At 74.4% G+C, this 15,012-nt stretch carries 17 protein-coding genes; 11 read left to right on the top strand and 6 right to left on the bottom strand.

The window, feature by feature from the left end; translation table 11 throughout:
* Window positions 1–13: 13 nt before the first annotated feature.
* Genes hisH through HIR71_RS10220 form a run of 3 tightly spaced genes read left to right on the top strand, consistent with a single transcriptional unit; the run spans window position 14 to window position 2,273 of the window.
* Window positions 14–652: an imidazole glycerol phosphate synthase subunit HisH gene (hisH, locus tag HIR71_RS10230; RefSeq protein WP_169324963.1), complete on the top strand. Its 639-nt coding sequence runs from the start codon at window positions 14–16 to the stop codon at window positions 650–652.
* A gap of 60 nt (window positions 653–712) precedes the next feature.
* Window positions 713–1,510, top strand: a complete 798-nt coding sequence (gene priA / locus HIR71_RS10225) for a bifunctional 1-(5-phosphoribosyl)-5-((5-phosphoribosylamino)methylideneamino)imidazole-4-carboxamide isomerase/phosphoribosylanthranilate isomerase PriA (RefSeq protein WP_169324962.1) — start codon at window positions 713–715, stop codon at window positions 1,508–1,510.
* A 10-nt stretch (window positions 1,511–1,520) separates the two neighbouring features.
* A complete protein-coding gene (locus tag HIR71_RS10220; protein ID WP_169324961.1) occupies window positions 1,521–2,273 on the top strand; it encodes an SseB family protein in 753 nt (250 codons plus the stop codon).
* A 118-nt stretch (window positions 2,274–2,391) separates the two neighbouring features.
* On the opposite strand, the gene HIR71_RS10215 is transcribed toward HIR71_RS10220, so the two are convergent.
* Genes HIR71_RS10215 through HIR71_RS10205 form a run of 3 tightly spaced genes read right to left on the bottom strand, consistent with a single transcriptional unit; the run spans window position 2,392 to window position 4,304 of the window.
* Window positions 2,392–2,847: a spore germination protein GerW family protein gene (locus tag HIR71_RS10215; protein ID WP_169324960.1), complete on the bottom strand. Its 456-nt coding sequence runs from the start codon at window positions 2,845–2,847 to the stop codon at window positions 2,392–2,394.
* Window positions 2,848–2,883: 36 nt separating this feature from the next.
* The gene (locus HIR71_RS10210; RefSeq protein WP_169324959.1) at window positions 2,884–3,633 is read right to left on the bottom strand and encodes a S1 family peptidase; all 750 of its coding nucleotides are present in this window, start codon (window positions 3,631–3,633) and stop codon (window positions 2,884–2,886) included.
* A complete protein-coding gene (locus HIR71_RS10205; protein ID WP_249051753.1) occupies window positions 3,630–4,304 on the bottom strand; it encodes a hypothetical protein in 675 nt (224 codons plus the stop codon). The genes HIR71_RS10210 and HIR71_RS10205 overlap by 4 nt, the downstream gene beginning before the upstream one ends.
* Window positions 4,305–4,378: 74 nt before the next feature.
* Here HIR71_RS10205 and HIR71_RS10200 point away from each other — a divergent pair, with 74 nt between their 5' ends.
* A complete protein-coding gene (locus tag HIR71_RS10200; protein WP_169324958.1) occupies window positions 4,379–4,555 on the top strand; it encodes a hypothetical protein in 177 nt (58 codons plus the stop codon).
* 40 nt (window positions 4,556–4,595) lie between these two features.
* Here HIR71_RS10200 and HIR71_RS10195 read toward each other — a convergent pair whose 3' ends face one another.
* From HIR71_RS10195 to HIR71_RS10185, 3 genes are all read right to left on the bottom strand, one after another.
* Complete coding sequence (locus HIR71_RS10195) at window positions 4,596–4,985, bottom strand: DUF1844 domain-containing protein (RefSeq protein ID WP_169324957.1); 390 nt, start codon at window positions 4,983–4,985, stop codon at window positions 4,596–4,598.
* Window positions 4,986–5,144: 159 nt separating this feature from the next.
* Complete coding sequence (locus tag HIR71_RS10190; RefSeq protein WP_169324956.1) at window positions 5,145–6,650, bottom strand: catalase; 1,506 nt, start codon at window positions 6,648–6,650, stop codon at window positions 5,145–5,147.
* Between the two features lie 94 nt (window positions 6,651–6,744).
* Complete coding sequence (locus HIR71_RS10185; RefSeq protein WP_169324955.1) at window positions 6,745–7,158, bottom strand: Fur family transcriptional regulator; 414 nt, start codon at window positions 7,156–7,158, stop codon at window positions 6,745–6,747.
* A 406-nt stretch (window positions 7,159–7,564) separates the two neighbouring features.
* On the opposite strand from HIR71_RS10185, the gene infC reads away from it, so the two are divergent.
* The 7 genes from infC to pheT all read left to right on the top strand — a co-directional run bounded on the left by infC (window position 7,565) and on the right by pheT (window position 14,982).
* Entirely contained in the window at window positions 7,565–8,638 is a 1,074-nt protein-coding gene (gene infC, locus HIR71_RS10180; RefSeq protein ID WP_169325011.1) for a translation initiation factor IF-3, read from the top strand.
* A gap of 126 nt (window positions 8,639–8,764) precedes the next feature.
* Window positions 8,765–8,959 (top strand): 50S ribosomal protein L35, encoded by a 195-nt coding sequence (rpmI, locus tag HIR71_RS10175; RefSeq protein ID WP_169324954.1) that lies wholly within the window; start codon window positions 8,765–8,767, stop codon window positions 8,957–8,959.
* A 64-nt stretch (window positions 8,960–9,023) separates the two neighbouring features.
* The gene (rplT, locus tag HIR71_RS10170) at window positions 9,024–9,410 is read left to right on the top strand and encodes a 50S ribosomal protein L20 (RefSeq protein WP_169324953.1); all 387 of its coding nucleotides are present in this window, start codon (window positions 9,024–9,026) and stop codon (window positions 9,408–9,410) included.
* 173 nt (window positions 9,411–9,583) lie between these two features.
* Window positions 9,584–10,459, top strand: a complete 876-nt coding sequence (locus HIR71_RS10165) for a TrmH family RNA methyltransferase (RefSeq protein ID WP_169324952.1) — start codon at window positions 9,584–9,586, stop codon at window positions 10,457–10,459.
* Window positions 10,460–10,489: 30 nt separating this feature from the next.
* Entirely contained in the window at window positions 10,490–11,149 is a 660-nt protein-coding gene (thpR, locus tag HIR71_RS10160) for an RNA 2',3'-cyclic phosphodiesterase (protein WP_169324951.1), read from the top strand.
* Between the two features lie 186 nt (window positions 11,150–11,335).
* Window positions 11,336–12,409, top strand: a complete 1,074-nt coding sequence (pheS, locus tag HIR71_RS10155) for a phenylalanine--tRNA ligase subunit alpha (protein ID WP_169324950.1) — start codon at window positions 11,336–11,338, stop codon at window positions 12,407–12,409.
* Window positions 12,409–14,982 carry a phenylalanine--tRNA ligase subunit beta gene (gene pheT / locus HIR71_RS10150; protein WP_169324949.1) on the top strand — a complete coding sequence of 858 codons (2,574 nt, stop codon included), beginning with the start codon at window positions 12,409–12,411 and terminating at the stop codon, window positions 14,980–14,982. Before pheS ends, pheT begins: the two co-directional genes overlap by 1 nt.
* The last annotated feature ends 30 nt before the right edge of the window (window positions 14,983–15,012 follow it).

Raw genomic sequence — 15,012 nt, 5'->3', positions numbered from 1 at the left:
AAACTCGACGGCCGTGAGCACCCCCCCGAGCGTCGTCGTCCTCGACTACGGATTCGGCAACGTCCGCTCCGCCGTGCGCGCCCTCGAGCGGGTCGGCGCCGCCGTCACCCTGACCGCCGACCGTCGCCACGCGCAGGAGGCGGACGGCCTCGTCGTCCCTGGCGTCGGCGCCTTCGCCGCGGTCATGCGTGGCCTGCACGAGGTGCGGGGCGGGGAGGTCGTCGGCCGACGCCTCGCCGGTGGACGGCCGGTCCTCGGGATCTGCGTCGGCATGCAGGTGATGTTCGAGGCGGGTGACGAGCACGGCGTGCGGACCGAGGGGCTGGGCGAGTGGCCCGGCGTCGTCGACCGGCTCGAGGCCGACGTGGTGCCGCACATGGGATGGGCGACCGTCGAGGCGCCCGAGGGCACGCGGCTCTTCGCCGGGGTCGAGACCGAGCGGTTCTACTTCGTCCACTCCTACGCCGCCCGCAGCTTCCCGCAGCTGGGCAACGCGCGGATGGCGGCGCCCGAGGTCACCTGGGCCGAGCACGGCGGACCGTTCGTCGCCGCCGTCGAGAACGGCCCGCTCGCCGCGACCCAGTTCCACCCCGAGAAGTCCGGCGACGCCGGCGCCCAGCTGCTCGCGAACTGGGTGGACGGGCTCCGCTGACACCGGGGAGCACCGCACCCACCGACCCGGCGCCGCGCGTGCGCCGACCGAGAGGACACCATGACCGAGTCACCCCAGCCTGCGCCCGACGAGCGGGGAGGCACGGCGGAGCCGGTCCCCGGCCGTCGCCTCGAGCTGCTGCCCGCGGTCGACGTCGCGGACGGTCAGGCGGTCCGCCTCGTCCAGGGCGAGGCCGGCTCCGAGACCTCCTACGGCGCGCCGCTCGCCGCCGCGCTGGACTGGCAGGCCGGGGGAGCGGAGTGGGTGCACCTGGTCGACCTCGACGCCGCCTTCGGCCGCGGGTCCAACGCGCCGGTGCTCGCCGAGGTCGCGCGCGAGCTCGGTGAGCGCGGCGTCAAGGTCGAGATGTCGGGCGGCATCCGTGACGACGCGTCGCTCGAGCGGGCGCTCGGCACCGGCGCGGTGCGTGTCAACCTCGGGACCGCGGCGCTCGAGGACCCGGAGTGGACGGCCCGCGCGATCGAGCGGTACGGCGACGCGATCGCCGTCGGGCTCGACGTGCGCGGCACGACGCTCGCGGCCCGCGGCTGGACCCAGGAGGGCGGGGACCTCTGGGAGGTCCTGTCCCGCCTCGACGACGCGGGCTGCGCCCGGTACGTCGTGACCGACGTGACGAAGGACGGCACGCTGCGCGGTCCCAACCTCGAGCTGCTGCGCGAGGTCTGCGCGCGCACCGAGGCACCGGTCGTCGCCTCGGGTGGCGTCGCGACCCTCGACGACCTCGTCGCGCTGCGCGGCCTCGTCCCGCTCGGGCTCGAGGGCGCCATCGTCGGCAAGGCGCTCTACGCGGGGGCGTTCACGCTGCCGCAGGCGCTGGACGTCGCGGGGCGCCCGTGACGGTACGGCCGTGACCGGACGCGCGCTGCCACCGTCGTCCCCCTTCGCGGGGGACGACGGGAGCGCCGACCCGGCGCTCGCCGCGGCCCTGGAGTCGGTCTCCCGCGGAACCGGGTCGCTCGCCGACGTCGTCGGCGCCCTCGCGCGCACCTCCCGGGTGCTGGTCCCGGTGCTGGCGGAGCTGGACGTGGCCGACGTTGTCGTCCACGAGGGCCACGAGGGCCACGAGGGCCACGGGCTCACGGTCGACAAGGAGGCGTCCGCGGGGATCGTGGCGCTCCAGGCACCCGACGGCCGCACCGCGTTGCCGGTGTTCTCCTCGGTGGACGCGATGTCGGCCTGGCGGGCGCAGGCGCGTCCGGTCCCGACGACGGTGCCGCGCGCGGCGCTCTCGGCCGTGGCCGAGGGCTGGGAGGTGATGGTCGTCGACCCCGGGGGGCCGGCGAGCGTGCTCGTGCCGCGCACGGCGGTGTGGGCGCTCGCGCGTGCGGAGCCGTGGCGACCCGCGGTGGCCGACGGCGCGGTGGGCGTCGACGTGCGGCGTGCGGTCGCAGGGGCGCTCGCCGACGTGACCGAGGTCGTCCGGACCGACGTCGAGCCGGGGCGCCGTGCCGAGGTCGCCGTGGTGCTCGCCCTGGTGCCCGGCCTGGACCGGCGCGCGCTCGACGCCGTGCTGGCCCGGGTGAACGCGGCGCTCGCCGCGGACGGGACGGTCGCCGCACGGGTCGACTCGCTCGAGCTGCGGCTGCGCGCCGCCGTCTGAGCCGGCGACGACGGCGCCCCGCCCGTGGGACGCCGTCGTCGGCCGCGCGCGCTCCTGAGGGTTGTGGTGGTATGACCATGACGAGCGTGGCGCGACGCGCGCTCGGGCTTGCCCGGGGTCAGCGCCGACGACGCCGCAGCGCCCACGCCAGGCAGACCGCGAGAACCGCGCCGACCGCCTGCCCACCGAGGATGACGCGGTTGAGGTCGAGCGCGGGCCGCCAGTGCACGCCGGCGTCGTCCACGACGTAGACGCCGAGCGGCTTCACGCGCACCCCGAACCCGCCGCCCCCCCCGGTGCCCTCTCCCTGTCCCTGCGGTCCGGTCCGCGCGCCGGTCCGCCCGGCGCGGTCGTCCCCGGCGCCGGTCCGGGGCCCCTCGCCGCCCATCGCGCCACCCGCCACCCCGGCGCCGGTGCCGCCCATGACCTTGGCCACGGGGATCACCCAGGTCGCGCCGCGCTCGTAGGCGTCACCGAACACCCGGCGGACGTCGAGGGCGTCCCTCGTCGCCCGCGTCAGGTCGGCGGCGTCGAACGGAGGGAGGTTGCTGCGGGGCGACGAGCGCTCGGTCACGAATGACCTCCGGCTGGGAGGGGCCGACGGGACGGGTCAGTCGGTGCACGTGGGCGACGGGACGAACGCCCCCTCGTCCGCGAGCATCTGCCGCAGCGTACTCACCGGCACGATGAAGCTCATGCCCGCGGCGTTCTTGGCGTAGACGACGCCGATCACCCGTCCGTCCGCGTCGAGGACGGCGGACCCCGAGCTCCCGGGCTCGACCGGGGCGTCCGTGACCAGCACCTCGCCGAGGTTCTCGTTGAGGGGGTCCGTGGTGACCCCCATGACCCGGCCGGAGGTCACGGTGAGCCGCCCGCCCAGCGGGTAACCCACGATGGTCACGGTGTCGCCCGACGCCGGGTCCGCCTCGGCGAGCTCGGGGAACGCGGGCAGCTCGTCGACCGTCCGCACGATGGCGAGGTCGGCGAGAGCCGCGGTGCTCGCCGCCGTCGCGCCGATGTCCCGCCCGTCGTAGGTGCTCAGCTGGAGGTCCGCCGAGTCGGCCACGACGTGCCGGTTGGTGATCAGGGTGGTGGCGTCGATCGCGAACCCGGAGCCCGTCGAGAGCGACCTGCACCCCACGTTCCGGATCCGGACCGCCATGCGCTGCGCGGCATCGAAGCCGTCGGGGGAGAGGTTGCCGGTCGCGGTCGGGACCGCCCGCGGGACTTCGGACGGCACGAGGTCGGTCGGCGCCGGGCCCGGCAGCTCGGGCAGCGCGCCGCAGCCGGACACCCCGAGCACGGCCGTCAGCACCACGGCAGCGGTCCGTGCCCGACGCGGCCCCGACGTGCGACTCATCGCGACAGCTCCTCCTGGAGCGACTGGTTCGCCTCGGTGGCCGACCGGCACAGCGACTCGACCTGCGTGCCGAACCGGGCGAGCTCGGCGGGGTCGTACGCCGCGGCGTTCCCGAGGTAGGCGATGAGCTGGTCCTGCCCCTCGACGCAGCGGGTCAGGGCCGAGGCGACGACGCCGGCGGCCTCACTGACTCGCTGCTGGTAGTCGACGAGCTGACGCTGCGCCTCGCGGTCGTCACCGACCTGGGCCTTCTCGTCGGCGAGCGCGGTGATCCGCGCCTGCGCCGTGTCGAGCTGGCTCCGGACGGCCTCGAGCTCGGCCGTCGCACCGGCCAGCTCGGCGCGCGTGGTCGTCAGCTGCGTCCCGATCTCACGCGCCTGCTCCTCGATCCCCGCGGCCCGCTCCTGGTACGCGCGGGTCGTGGTCCAGAGGTAGCCCGCGAGCGCGAGCGCGAGCACGAGGAGCACCGCCAGCACGACGACGGGCCACCGCCGGCGCCGGCCGGGCTCCACGACGGGCGTCGCGGCGGGCTGGTCCGGCGAGCGCCGGGCAGTCGGCACGCCCGGCTGGTCCGTGCTCGCCAGGGCGGGCTGCGGTTCCCCCGCCGGTGCGGGTACCCACGTGCGGGGCGTCGGTCCGGGCCCGACGTGCCCGGTCGGCTCGGTCGTCACCCGCACAGGATAGGTCGGCGGCGGGGCGGGAAGATCACGACGCGGCCCGGGTGGCGTCCTGCGACCCTGTCCGCATGTCCCTCGTGACGGCGATCGGCGGACCCTGGCGCGGGCGGCGGATCGACCGGCTCGGCCTGCGCCGCGCGTCGGTGGCGACGCAGTGGTCGACGACGACGGATCTCGTCTCCGTCTGCGTGGGCGGCGTGGGCGCGGGTCTGCTGCTCATGTGGTTCGACCCGCCGCGCTCGTGACCTTCGCGCCCGAGCACCACGGTGGCTGGTCCGCGGGCGGCTAGCTCACGTACCCGGTGAACTTCTCGCCCGGGCCCTCGCCCGGCGCGTCGGGGAAGGGCGACGCCTCACGGAAGGCGAGCTGCAGGGAGCGCAGCCCGTCCCGCAGCGAGCGCGCGTGCTGGTTCCCGATGTCGGGGGCCGACGCCGTGACCAGCGCCGCGAGCGCGGTGATGAGCTTGCGCGCCTCGTCGAGGTCGAGGTAGTCGGCACCCGAGCCGTCGGCGGTGTCCTCGCTCAGGCCGCACTTCACCGCGGCGGCGCTCATCAGATGGACGGCCGCGGTGGTGATGACCTCGACGGCGGCGACGTCGGCGATGTCGCGCGTCGCGCTCGGGGCGGGGTCGGTGCTGGCGTCGGGCGCGGCCGGGGGCGGGGAGGTGTCGGACATGGCCCGATCCTCTCACCGCGACGCGACCGCGACGTCACTGCGACACTACTGCGACACCAGTGCGACTCCACGGCGACGCCACCCCGACGTACCGCCCGTGGAGACGGACGAGGGCCCGCCCCGCGATGCGGAACGGACCCTCGTGCGGCTCGCGGTCGATCAGGCGACGGGCAGGCTCGCCGTCGCGGGGGTGCCGGTCTCGATCGGCGCGGTCCCGGCGAGGTTGGCGCGCAGCGCGGCGCCGAGCCCGGCGTCGACGTGCGTCCAGTACTGGATCGCGCGCTCGCGGATGTCCTCGGCCCTCACGCCACCGACGTGCCCCGTGATCGTCTCGAGGAAGCGCGCGCGCGCGGCGTCGTCGAACACCTCGCGGTAGAGCGTCCCGGCCTGGCCGAAGTCGTCGTCCTCGGGGTGGAGCGTCGCGGCCGAGCGCACCAGGGCGCCGTCGGACTCCCAGCCGGGCGAGTCCGCGGCGCGAGCCGGCTCGGCGTGCGCGCCACCGCGCGAGCTCGGCGCGTAGACGGGGACGTCCGGGGCGTCGAACGTGTACCGCGCGGCGCCGTCCTTGGAGTACGAGTGGACCGGCGCCGCGTGCGGCGCGTTGACCGGCAGCTGCGCGTGGTTCGTGCCGACCCGGTACCGCTGGGCGTCCGCGTAGGAGAAGATCCGCGCGAGCAGCATCTTGTCCGGGCTCGTCGCGATGCCCGGCACGAAGTTCGAGGGGGCGAACGTCGCCTGCTCGATCTGCGCGAAGTAGTTCTCGGGGTTCCGGTTGAGCTGCATGGTGCCGACCTTGAGGAGCGGGTAGTCGGCGTGCGGCCAGACCTTCGTCAGGTCGAACGGGTTGAAGCGGTACTCCTCGGCGTCGGCGTACGGCATGACCTGGACGGACAGCGTCCAGCTCGGGAAGTCGCCGCCCGCGATCGCCTCGTAGAGGTCCCGGATGTGCACGTCGGAATCCGACCCGGCGAGCTGCGACGCCTCGTCGTTGCTGAGGTTCTTGATGCCCTGGTCGGTCCTGAAGTGGTACTTGACCCAGAAGCGCTCACCCGCGGCGTTGATCCACTGGTACGTGTGCGAGCCGAAGCCGTCCATGTGGCGCCACGACGCCGGGATGCCGCGGTCCCCCATGAGCCACGTGACCTGGTGCGCGGACTCCGGCGAGAGCGTCCAGAAGTCCCACTGCATGTCGTTGTCACGCAGGTGCGAGCCGGGCAGGCGCTTCTGCGAGCGGATGAAGTCGGGGAACTTGATGCCGTCCCGGATGAAGAAGACCGGCGTGTTGTTCCCGACGAGGTCGTAGTTGCCCTCGGTCGTGTAGAACTTCAGCGAGAACCCACGGGGGTCACGCCACGTGTCGGGCGAGCCCAGCTCGCCGGCCACGGTCGAGAACCGCGCCAGCATCTCGGTCGCGACACCCGGTTGGAAGATCGCCGCACGCGTGTACCTGCTGACGTCCTCGGTCGTGGTGAAGGTGCCGAACGCGCCGCCGCCCTTGGCATGCACCACGCGCTCCGGCACCCGCTCGCGGTTGAACTGCGCGAGCTTCTCGACCAGGTAGTGGTCGTGCAGGACGATCGGGCCGTCGGCGCCGACGGACTGCGAGTGCGCGTCGGAGGCGACGGGGGCCCCGGCGTCGGTCGTGGTGAACGGGCTGTTCTGCACGGTGTTCCTCTCGGTTCGGTGGTGCCCGGGCGGTGGCGCGGGCGAGCGGGGGAGCGCACGACCGCCGTGGCGGCGTCGTGCGGCAAAGGGAGGGTCAGGCGGGCGGGCGGCAGGTGGGGCACAGGCCCCAGTAGGTGACCTCGGCCGTCTCGACCGCGAAACCGCTCGTCGAGCTCGGCGTCAGGCAGGGCGCGTGGCCCACCGAGCAGTCGACGTCGTCGAGGGCTCCGCACACGCGGCAGACGACGTGGTGGTGGTTGTCCCCGACGCGCCGCTCGTAGCGCGCGGGGTGGCCCGCCGGCTCGATGCGACGGACGAGTCCTGCGACGGTGAGCGCACGCAGCACGTCGTAGACCGCCTGGACCGACACCGTGGGCAGCGAGCGGCGCACGTCGGTCAGCACGTCGTCGGCGTCCGCGTGGGGCGCTCGCGCGAGCGACTCGAGCACCGCGACGCGGGGGGCGGTCACGCGCAGCCCGTTCGCGCGCAGCAGCTCGGAGTTGGTCACTCGTCCAGGTAACCAGGTAATCTGGAATCGTTCAAGTGTGAGGATGGCGCCGGGCGCCTCGGGGCCAGGTCGGGCCGGGCCCGGCACGGGTCGGGCAGGCTCGGGCGAGCGGGTGCTACCCTTGTCGAGACCGACCGGTGCCCGGCACCTGCGCCCACATCCCGTGGCGTGCGGGGTGGGACATCGGTGCACAAGTGGAGCTGATCCCACCCGAGTGCCGACCGTCCGCACGGACGACAGGTGCCGGGTCCGGTCCGAGAGAGCGCGTTGCGGTCGCCGCAGCGGGCCCTTCGCGTCATGGCCGCACGTCGCGCCGTGGTGCTCGGACTCCCAGGCCCCCACCTGTGCTCAGGACGGGGGCCTTCCTCGTTCCTGGTGGACCACCTGCAAGAACGAGGAGCATCACATCAGCGAGCCCCGCATCAACGATCGGATCCGCGTCCCCGAGGTCCGGCTCGTCGGCCCGAACGGGGAGCAGGTCGGCATCGTGCGCGTGGAGGACGCTCTGCGTCTGGCGCAGGAGGCTGACCTCGACCTGGTCGAGGTGGCACCCGACGCCCGCCCGCCCGTCTGCAAGCTCATGGACTTCGGCAAGTTCAAGTACGAAGCCGACATGAAGGCGCGCGAGGCCCGGCGGAACCAGACCAACACGATCCTCAAGGAGATCCGCTTCCGGCTGAAGATCGACCCGCACGACTACGGCACGAAGAAGGGCCACGTCGAGCGGTTCCTCAAGGCCGGCGACAAGGTCAAGGTCATGATCATGTTCCGTGGTCGCGAGCAGTCGCGCCCGGAGATGGGCATCCGCCTGCTCCAGCGGCTCGCCGACGACGTCGCCGAGCTCGGCTTCGTCGAGAGCTCGCCCAAGCAGGACGGGCGCAACATGATCATGGTGCTCGGCCCCACGAAGAAGAAGGCCGAGCAGAAGCAGGAGCAGCGTCGGGCTGCCCGCACGACCGACGCGGCCCCGCGCCGGGAGGCGGCGGCCGCTCCGGCTCCCGCGGCGCAGGCTCCGGCGGGCGAGGCTCCGGCGACCGAGGCCCCTGCAGTGCCCGCACCTGCTGGAGCGCCCGCACCTGCTGCAGTGCCCGCACCTGCTGCAGCGGCTGCGACGGCTGCACCGGCTTCGACGCCCGCACCGGCCCCGAAGGCCGTGGCGGCTCCGACGCAGGCAGCGACCCCGAAGGCCCCACCGGCGGCGGCTCCCAAGGCCCCGGCGGCGACTCCGAGTCCGACGGTGGCCGAGCCGACCGACGGTGCCGAGCCTGCCAAGCCCAGTGCTGCCAAGCCGGGCGGTGCCAAGCCCGGCGCTGCCAAGCCCGGCGCTGCCAACCCGGCCGCCAAGCCCGCCCCTGCCAAGCCGAGCCCGGCCAGGCCGAGCGCCACTGCGAAGCCTGCCGCGAAGCCGGCGCCCGTGAAGCCTGCCGCGAAGCCGACGCCCGTGAAGCCTGCGGCACCCAAGCCTCCGGCGGCGGGGTGATCGGACTGACCCACCGCACTGGATCCTCGAACTGAGAAACCGAAGAACTGAGCGGTTGCCCACCGGCGCCGCCCGAACCGAGTCGCGCGTCGTGCGCGCGATCCGACAAGAGGAGAAACGGCAGCCATGCCGAAGAACAAGACGCACTCCGGGGCGAAGAAGCGCTTCCGGGTCACGGGGACCGGCAAGCTCATGCGCGAGCAGGCGGGCGCCCGTCACCTGTTCGAGCACAAGTCGAGCCGCCGTACGCGCCGCCTCGCGAGCGACCAGCTCGTCGCTCCCGCCGACGTCCCCAAGATCAAGAAGCTGCTCGGCAAGTGAGCTCCTCGGCGTGCCCTGCACGCCGCGGCCTCACCTGCGAGCCCCGAGACGCAAGGAGCATCACGTGGCACGCGTGAAGCGGGCGGTCAACGCCCACAAGAAGCGCCGTACGACCCTCGAGCGCGCCAGCGGTTACCGCGGCCAGCGTTCGCGCCTCTACCGGAAGGCGAAGGAGCAGGTCACCCACTCCCTCGTCTACTCCTACCGCGACCGCAAGGCGCGCAAGGGAGACTTCCGCAAGCTCTGGATCCAGCGCATCAACGCTGCGTCCCGCGCGAACGGCATGACGTACAACCGCCTCATCCAGGGCCTCAAGGCCGCGGGTGTCGAGGTCGACCGTCGTGTGCTGGCCGACCTGGCCGTCAACGACGCCGCCGCCTTCGCCACGCTGGTGAAGGTCGCGAAGGACGCACTTCCGGAGGACGTCAACGCCCCGGTCGCCGCGGCCTGACCTCCCACCCGGTCGAAACGACCGCACGTCCCGGAGCCCCCGTGATCCCACCGGATCACGGGGGCTTCGTCGTCGAACCCGTCGCGTGGCAGGCTGCGCGCCATGCCCGAGAGGACACCCGTGCCCGAGCTGAGCCCCGCGCCCGAGAGAGCTCCCGCGTCGAGCAGGTGGTCATGAGCACCGAGTCAGCACGCCCCGGTGCGCCGCACCCGCTCCTGGAGAGCACGCGCGCCGAGCGGGTGCGGGCAGTGAAGGCCCTCGCGGGGCGCTCCGCGCGGACCCGGGCGGGCCGGTTCCTCGCGGAGGGTCCCCAGGCGGCGCGCGAGGCCGTGCGGTTCGGTGCGGTCCGCGAGCTCTACCTCACGCCCGCGGCTGCCGACCGGTACACCGAGATCGTCACGGAGGCGACGGAGCGCGGGGTCCGGATCCAGCTCGGCACGGCCGCCGTGCTCGACGCGATGTCGCCCGACGGCCAGGGGATCGTGGCGGTCGCCGACCACCTGGGCGCGACGCTCGACGACGTGCTCGCCGCTCGCCCTTCCCTCGTCGCGGTGCTCTCGCACGTCCGGGACCCCGGCAACGCCGGCACCGTCATCCGGGCAGCCGACGCGGCCGGTGCTGACGCGGTCGTGCTCACCGCCGAGAGCGTGGACGTCCACAGCCCCAAGACGGTCAGGTCGACCGCAGGCTCGCTGTTCCACCTGCCCGTCGTCACGGGGACGACTCTCGCCACGACGGTCGACGCGCTGCGCGCGGCCGGCCTGGTGGTGCTCGCAGCCGACGGCGAGGGGGAGCACGACCTGGACGACCTCCTGGACGAGCACGAGCGCAGCCGACGCGGCATCGAACCGCGCGACCGGTCGTCGCCCCCGGACCTGGCCCGACCGACCGCGTGGGTCTTCGGCAACGAGGCGTGGGGTCTGGCGCCCGAGGAGCGGGACCTGGCCGACGCCGTCGTCCGCGTCCCCATTCGCGGCCGGGCCGAGTCGCTCAACCTGGCCACGGCTGCCACGGTGTGCCTGTACGCCTCGGCGCGGGCTCAGCGCTGAGCGGCCCGGGGTCGAGGCCTGGAGGGAAACGTGCGGCTCTTCGTCGCGGTGGTGCCACCCCGGCCCGTGCGCGAGCACCTGGAGCTCGCGCTCGGCTCCGTGCGCGCGGATGCCGGCGGGGACCAGGCGCGCGGGCCGCTCCGCTGGGCGCCGGCGGAGGACCGGCACGTCACCCTCGCGTTCTACGGCGAGGTGTCGGCGGGTGCCGGCGAGGAGCTGGAGGACGGCCTCGCGCGCGTGGCGGCGGCCCGTCGCCCGTTCGAGCTCCGCCTGCGCGGCGCCGGCGTCTTCGACCGGCGGGTGTTCTGGATCGGGTGCGGCGGCGACACGGCTGCGCTGGGGGATCTCACGGCGGCCTGCGTCGCCCTCGGCGCCGACGTCACAGGCCGAACCGACGACCGCGTGCGCTCGCGCTCGCACCTGACGGTCGCGCGCGTGCGCGCGCAGAGCCGCCGGCGCCGCGCTGGTCCCGAGCGGCGGGGCGGTCCCCGTAGGGGCGCGGCGCGGCACGACGACGGGCCCGACGACGTCACCTCCCTCGCGCGGGCGCTGGCCGTGTACGAGGGGCCGACGTGGACGGTCGACGAGATCACGCTGATCCGCTCCCGCCCGGGTGAGGGTCGCGCGGGCGGTCCGGCGTACGACCCGGTCGCGGGCTTCGGACTCGCCGCGGCCGACGTGGCAGGATGACCCACGTGCGCGACATCCTCGCGACGGCCGGTGGTCGTCGATTTCCGTGGCCCGCTCGAGGGCCGCGCGGCTGAGTCTCGCGCACGAGGACGGTCCGGACCCGGACGGTCCGTGAGGTCCTCCAGCGGGCGCCCGACGGGGCGCACCCCGCACGCACGACCGCTCGTCACCGCCCGGAAGGTTCGGATGTCCACGCCTGACCACGACCCCACGTCGACCTCGCCCGTGCTGTCCCCGCTCGACGCCGACGGCGTGCGTGCTGCACTGACGGCCGCCCTCGACGCGGTCACCGCAGCCACGGACCTCGACGCCCTCAAGACGGCGCGTCTGGCGCACGCCGGCGACCGCAGCCCGCTCTCGCTCGCGAACCGCGAGATCGGCGCCCTCGCCCCCAGCGAGAAGGCCGTGGCCGGCAAGCTGCTCGGCTCGACCCGGGGGCGGTTGAACCAGGCGATCGCGGCGCGGCAGGCCGAGCTCGAGGCCGAGCGGGACGCCCGCGTGCTGCGGACCGAGAGCGTCGACGTCACGCTCCCCGCCGTCCGGCACCCCCAGGGCGCCCGCCACCCGCTCGAGTCGCTCCAGGAGCGGATCGGCGACGTGTTCGTCGCGATGGGCTGGGAGATCGCGGAGGGGCCCGAGGTCGAGGCCGAGTGGTTCAACTTCGACGCCCTCAACTTCGACCCCGACCACCCGGCCCGCCAGATGCAGGACACGTTCTTCGTGGACCCTCCCGAGGACGGGCTCGTGCTGCGCACCCACACGTCGCCCGTCCAGGCGCGCGCGATGCTCGAGCGCGACCTACCGCTCTACGTCGTCGTGCCGGGCAAGGTCTTCCGGACGGACGAGCTCGACGCGACGCACACGCCGGTGTTCCACCAGGTCGAGGGTCTGGCGATCGACAAGGGCCTGACGATGGCCCACCTCAAGGGCACGCTCGACCACCTGGCCAAGGCGGTCCTCGGTCCCGAGGCGAGGATCCGGTTCCGCCCGTCGTACTTCCCGTTCACCGAGCCCTCGGCCGAGCCCGACGTGTGGTTCGAGAACAAGAAGGGCGGTGCGGGCTGGATCGAGTGGGGCGGCTGCGGCATGGTCCACCCGAACGTGCTGCGTGCGGCGGGGATCGACCCCGACGTCTACACGGGCTTCGCGTTCGGCATGGGCATCGAGCGCACGCTCATGTTCCGCCACGACATCGCTGACATGCACGACATGGTCGAGGGAGACGTGCGGTTCTCCCTGCAGTACGGGATGGAGATCTGATGCCCCGGGTGCCACTGCCCTGGCTCGCCGAGTGGGTCGACCTGCCGGCGGGTGCGACGACGTCCGCCGAGGGTGCGATGCAGGTCGCGGCAGACCTGGCGCGGGTCGGTCTCGAGGACGAGGAGCTGCACGGGTCCGACCTGACCGGACCGCTCGTCGTCGGCCGCGTGCTGACCGCCCGGCCGGAGCCGCAGAGGAACGGCAAGACGATCAACTGGTGCACGGTCGACGTCGGCGCCTTCAACACCACCGACGACGACGGTGCAGCACGCGTCCCGCGCGGCATCGTGTGCGGCGCGCACAACTTCGGTCCGGGGGACCACGTCGTGGTCGCGCTGCCCGGGGCCGTCCTTCCCGGCCCGTTCCCCATCGCGGCGCGCAAGACCTACGGCCACGTCTCCGACGGGATGATCTGCTCCGCGCGCGAGCTGGGGCTCGGGGACGACCACGCAGGCATCATCGTGCTCGAGGACTCGCCCGAGCCGGGCAGCGACGCGATCGAGCTCCTCGGGCTCGGCGAGCGCACGCTCGAGGTCAACGTGACGCCCGACCGGGGCTACTGCTTCTCGGTGCGCGGCGTCGCGCGCGAGTACGGGCACGCGACCGGCGCGACCTTCCGTGACCCTGCGGCCGCGGTCGACGTCCCCGCAGCGACCGCCTCCGGGTTCGGTGTCGAGCTGGCCGACGCCGCGCCGCTGCGCGGCACGCCGGGCTGCGACCGGTTCGTGGCGCGAGTCGTGCGCGGGGTCGCGGCGGCGGGACCGTCACCGGTGTGGATGCAGCGCCGTCTCACGCAGGCCGGGATGCGGCCGATCTCGCTCGCGGTCGACGTGACGAACTACGTGATGCTCGAGCTGGGGCAGCCGCTGCACGCGTACGACCTCGCGACCCTCACGGGGCCGATCGTCGTGCGCCGCGCCCGGGCCGGCGAGACGCTCGTCACCCTGGACGACGTCGAGCGCCGGCTCGACCCCGAGGACCTGCTCATCACCGACGGCGCGGACGGCACTCGCGTGCTCGGCCTGGCCGGGGTCATGGGCGGGGCCTCGAGCGAGGTGACGCCGTCGACGACGGACGTCCTCGTGGAGGGTGCTCACTTCGACCCCGTGTCGATCGCTCGCACGTCGCGCCGGCACAAGCTGTCGTCCGAGGCGTCGCGGCGGTTCGAGCGCGGGGTGGACCCCGAGCTGGCGGCCGTCGCCGTCCAGCGCGTCGTGGACCTGCTCGTCGCCCACGGGGGAGGCGTCGCGGACGCGGCCCTGACCGACGTCGACCAGCGGGCCGACCGTGAGCCGATCGTGCTCCCGACCGACCTCCCGACGCGCGTCGTCGGGGTCGAGTACACGCCCGACGTGGTCCGCGACGTCCTGGAGACGATCGGCTGCGCCGTGTCGGGCACGGGCGACGTGGTCGACGGCGTGCCGAGCCTGACGGTCGTGCCGCCGAGCTGGCGGCCGGACCTCGCCACGCCGATCGACCTGGTCGAGGAGGTCGCGCGCCTGCGTGGCTACGACGAGATCCCGTCCGTGCTGCCCGAGGCGCCTGCCGGTCGGGGGCTCACCCCCGCGCAGCGCGCCCGTCGATCCGTGGCGCGGACGCTCGCCGAGGCGGGGTTCGTCGAGGTCCTCACCTACCCGTTCGTCTCGCCGCGCATCCACGACGCGTTCGGGCTCGCGCCGGACGACCCGCGCCGGCACGCGGCCCGGCTGGTGAACCCGTTGTCCGACGAGCATCCCGAGCTCCGCACGAGCCTGCTCGCGACGCTCGTGGAGGCAGCCCGCACGAACGTCGGTCGGGGGCTCGGCGACCTCGCGATCTTCGAGATCGGCATGGTCACCCTCCCCGTCCCCGGGGCGGGGCCCGCCGGGCGTCCCGGTGTCGAGGCCAGGCCGGGCGACGAGGAGCTGGACCGGCTGCGCGCCGCCGTGCCGCCTCAGCCGCGGCGGGCAGCCGGGCTCCTCGCGGGGAACGTCGAGCCGGCCGGCTGGTGGGGACAGGGCCGCCGTGCCGACCACACCGACGCGATCGCCGCCGTCCAGAGCGTGGCCGGGGTCGTCGGCGTCGAGCTCGCCGTGGCGGCGGATCCGGACCACGCACCCTGGCACCCCGGCCGCTGCGCCCGCGTGACCCTCGCCGACGGCACGCTCGTGGGCCACGCCGGTGAGCTCAGCCCCAAGGCCGTCGCCGGGCTCGAGCTGCCGCCGCGGACCGTGGCGTTCGAGATCGACCTCGACGTGCTGCTCGCGGCCGCGCCGACCGAGCCGCGACAGGGTACCCCGCTGTCGACCTTCCCGGTGGCGAAGGAGGACATCGCGCTCGTCGTCGACGCCGACGTGCCCGCCGGTGACGTGTTCGCCGCCGTGCGTGACGGCGCCGGCGAGCTGCTCGAGGACCTGCGGCTCTTCGACGTCTTCACCGGGTCGCAGGTCGGCGAGGGCAAGAAGTCGCTCGCGTTCTCGCTCCGGCTCCGCGCGGCGGACCGCACGCTCACCGCCGACGACGCCGCAGCGGTCCGCGAGCAGGCCGTCGCCGAGGCGGGCCGTCGGGTCGGGGCGGTCCTGCGGGGTTCGTGAGCCCGCGCGGCCGGGGGGTCAGCGCCGGGG

It is taken from the genome of Cellulomonas fimi, from assembly GCF_012952065.1.
Classification (GTDB): Bacteria; Actinomycetota; Actinomycetes; order Actinomycetales; family Cellulomonadaceae; genus Pengzhenrongella; species Pengzhenrongella fimi_A.
The sequence above is the reverse complement of the archived record's forward strand: the minus strand, read 5'-3'. Positions and strand labels throughout refer to the sequence as shown.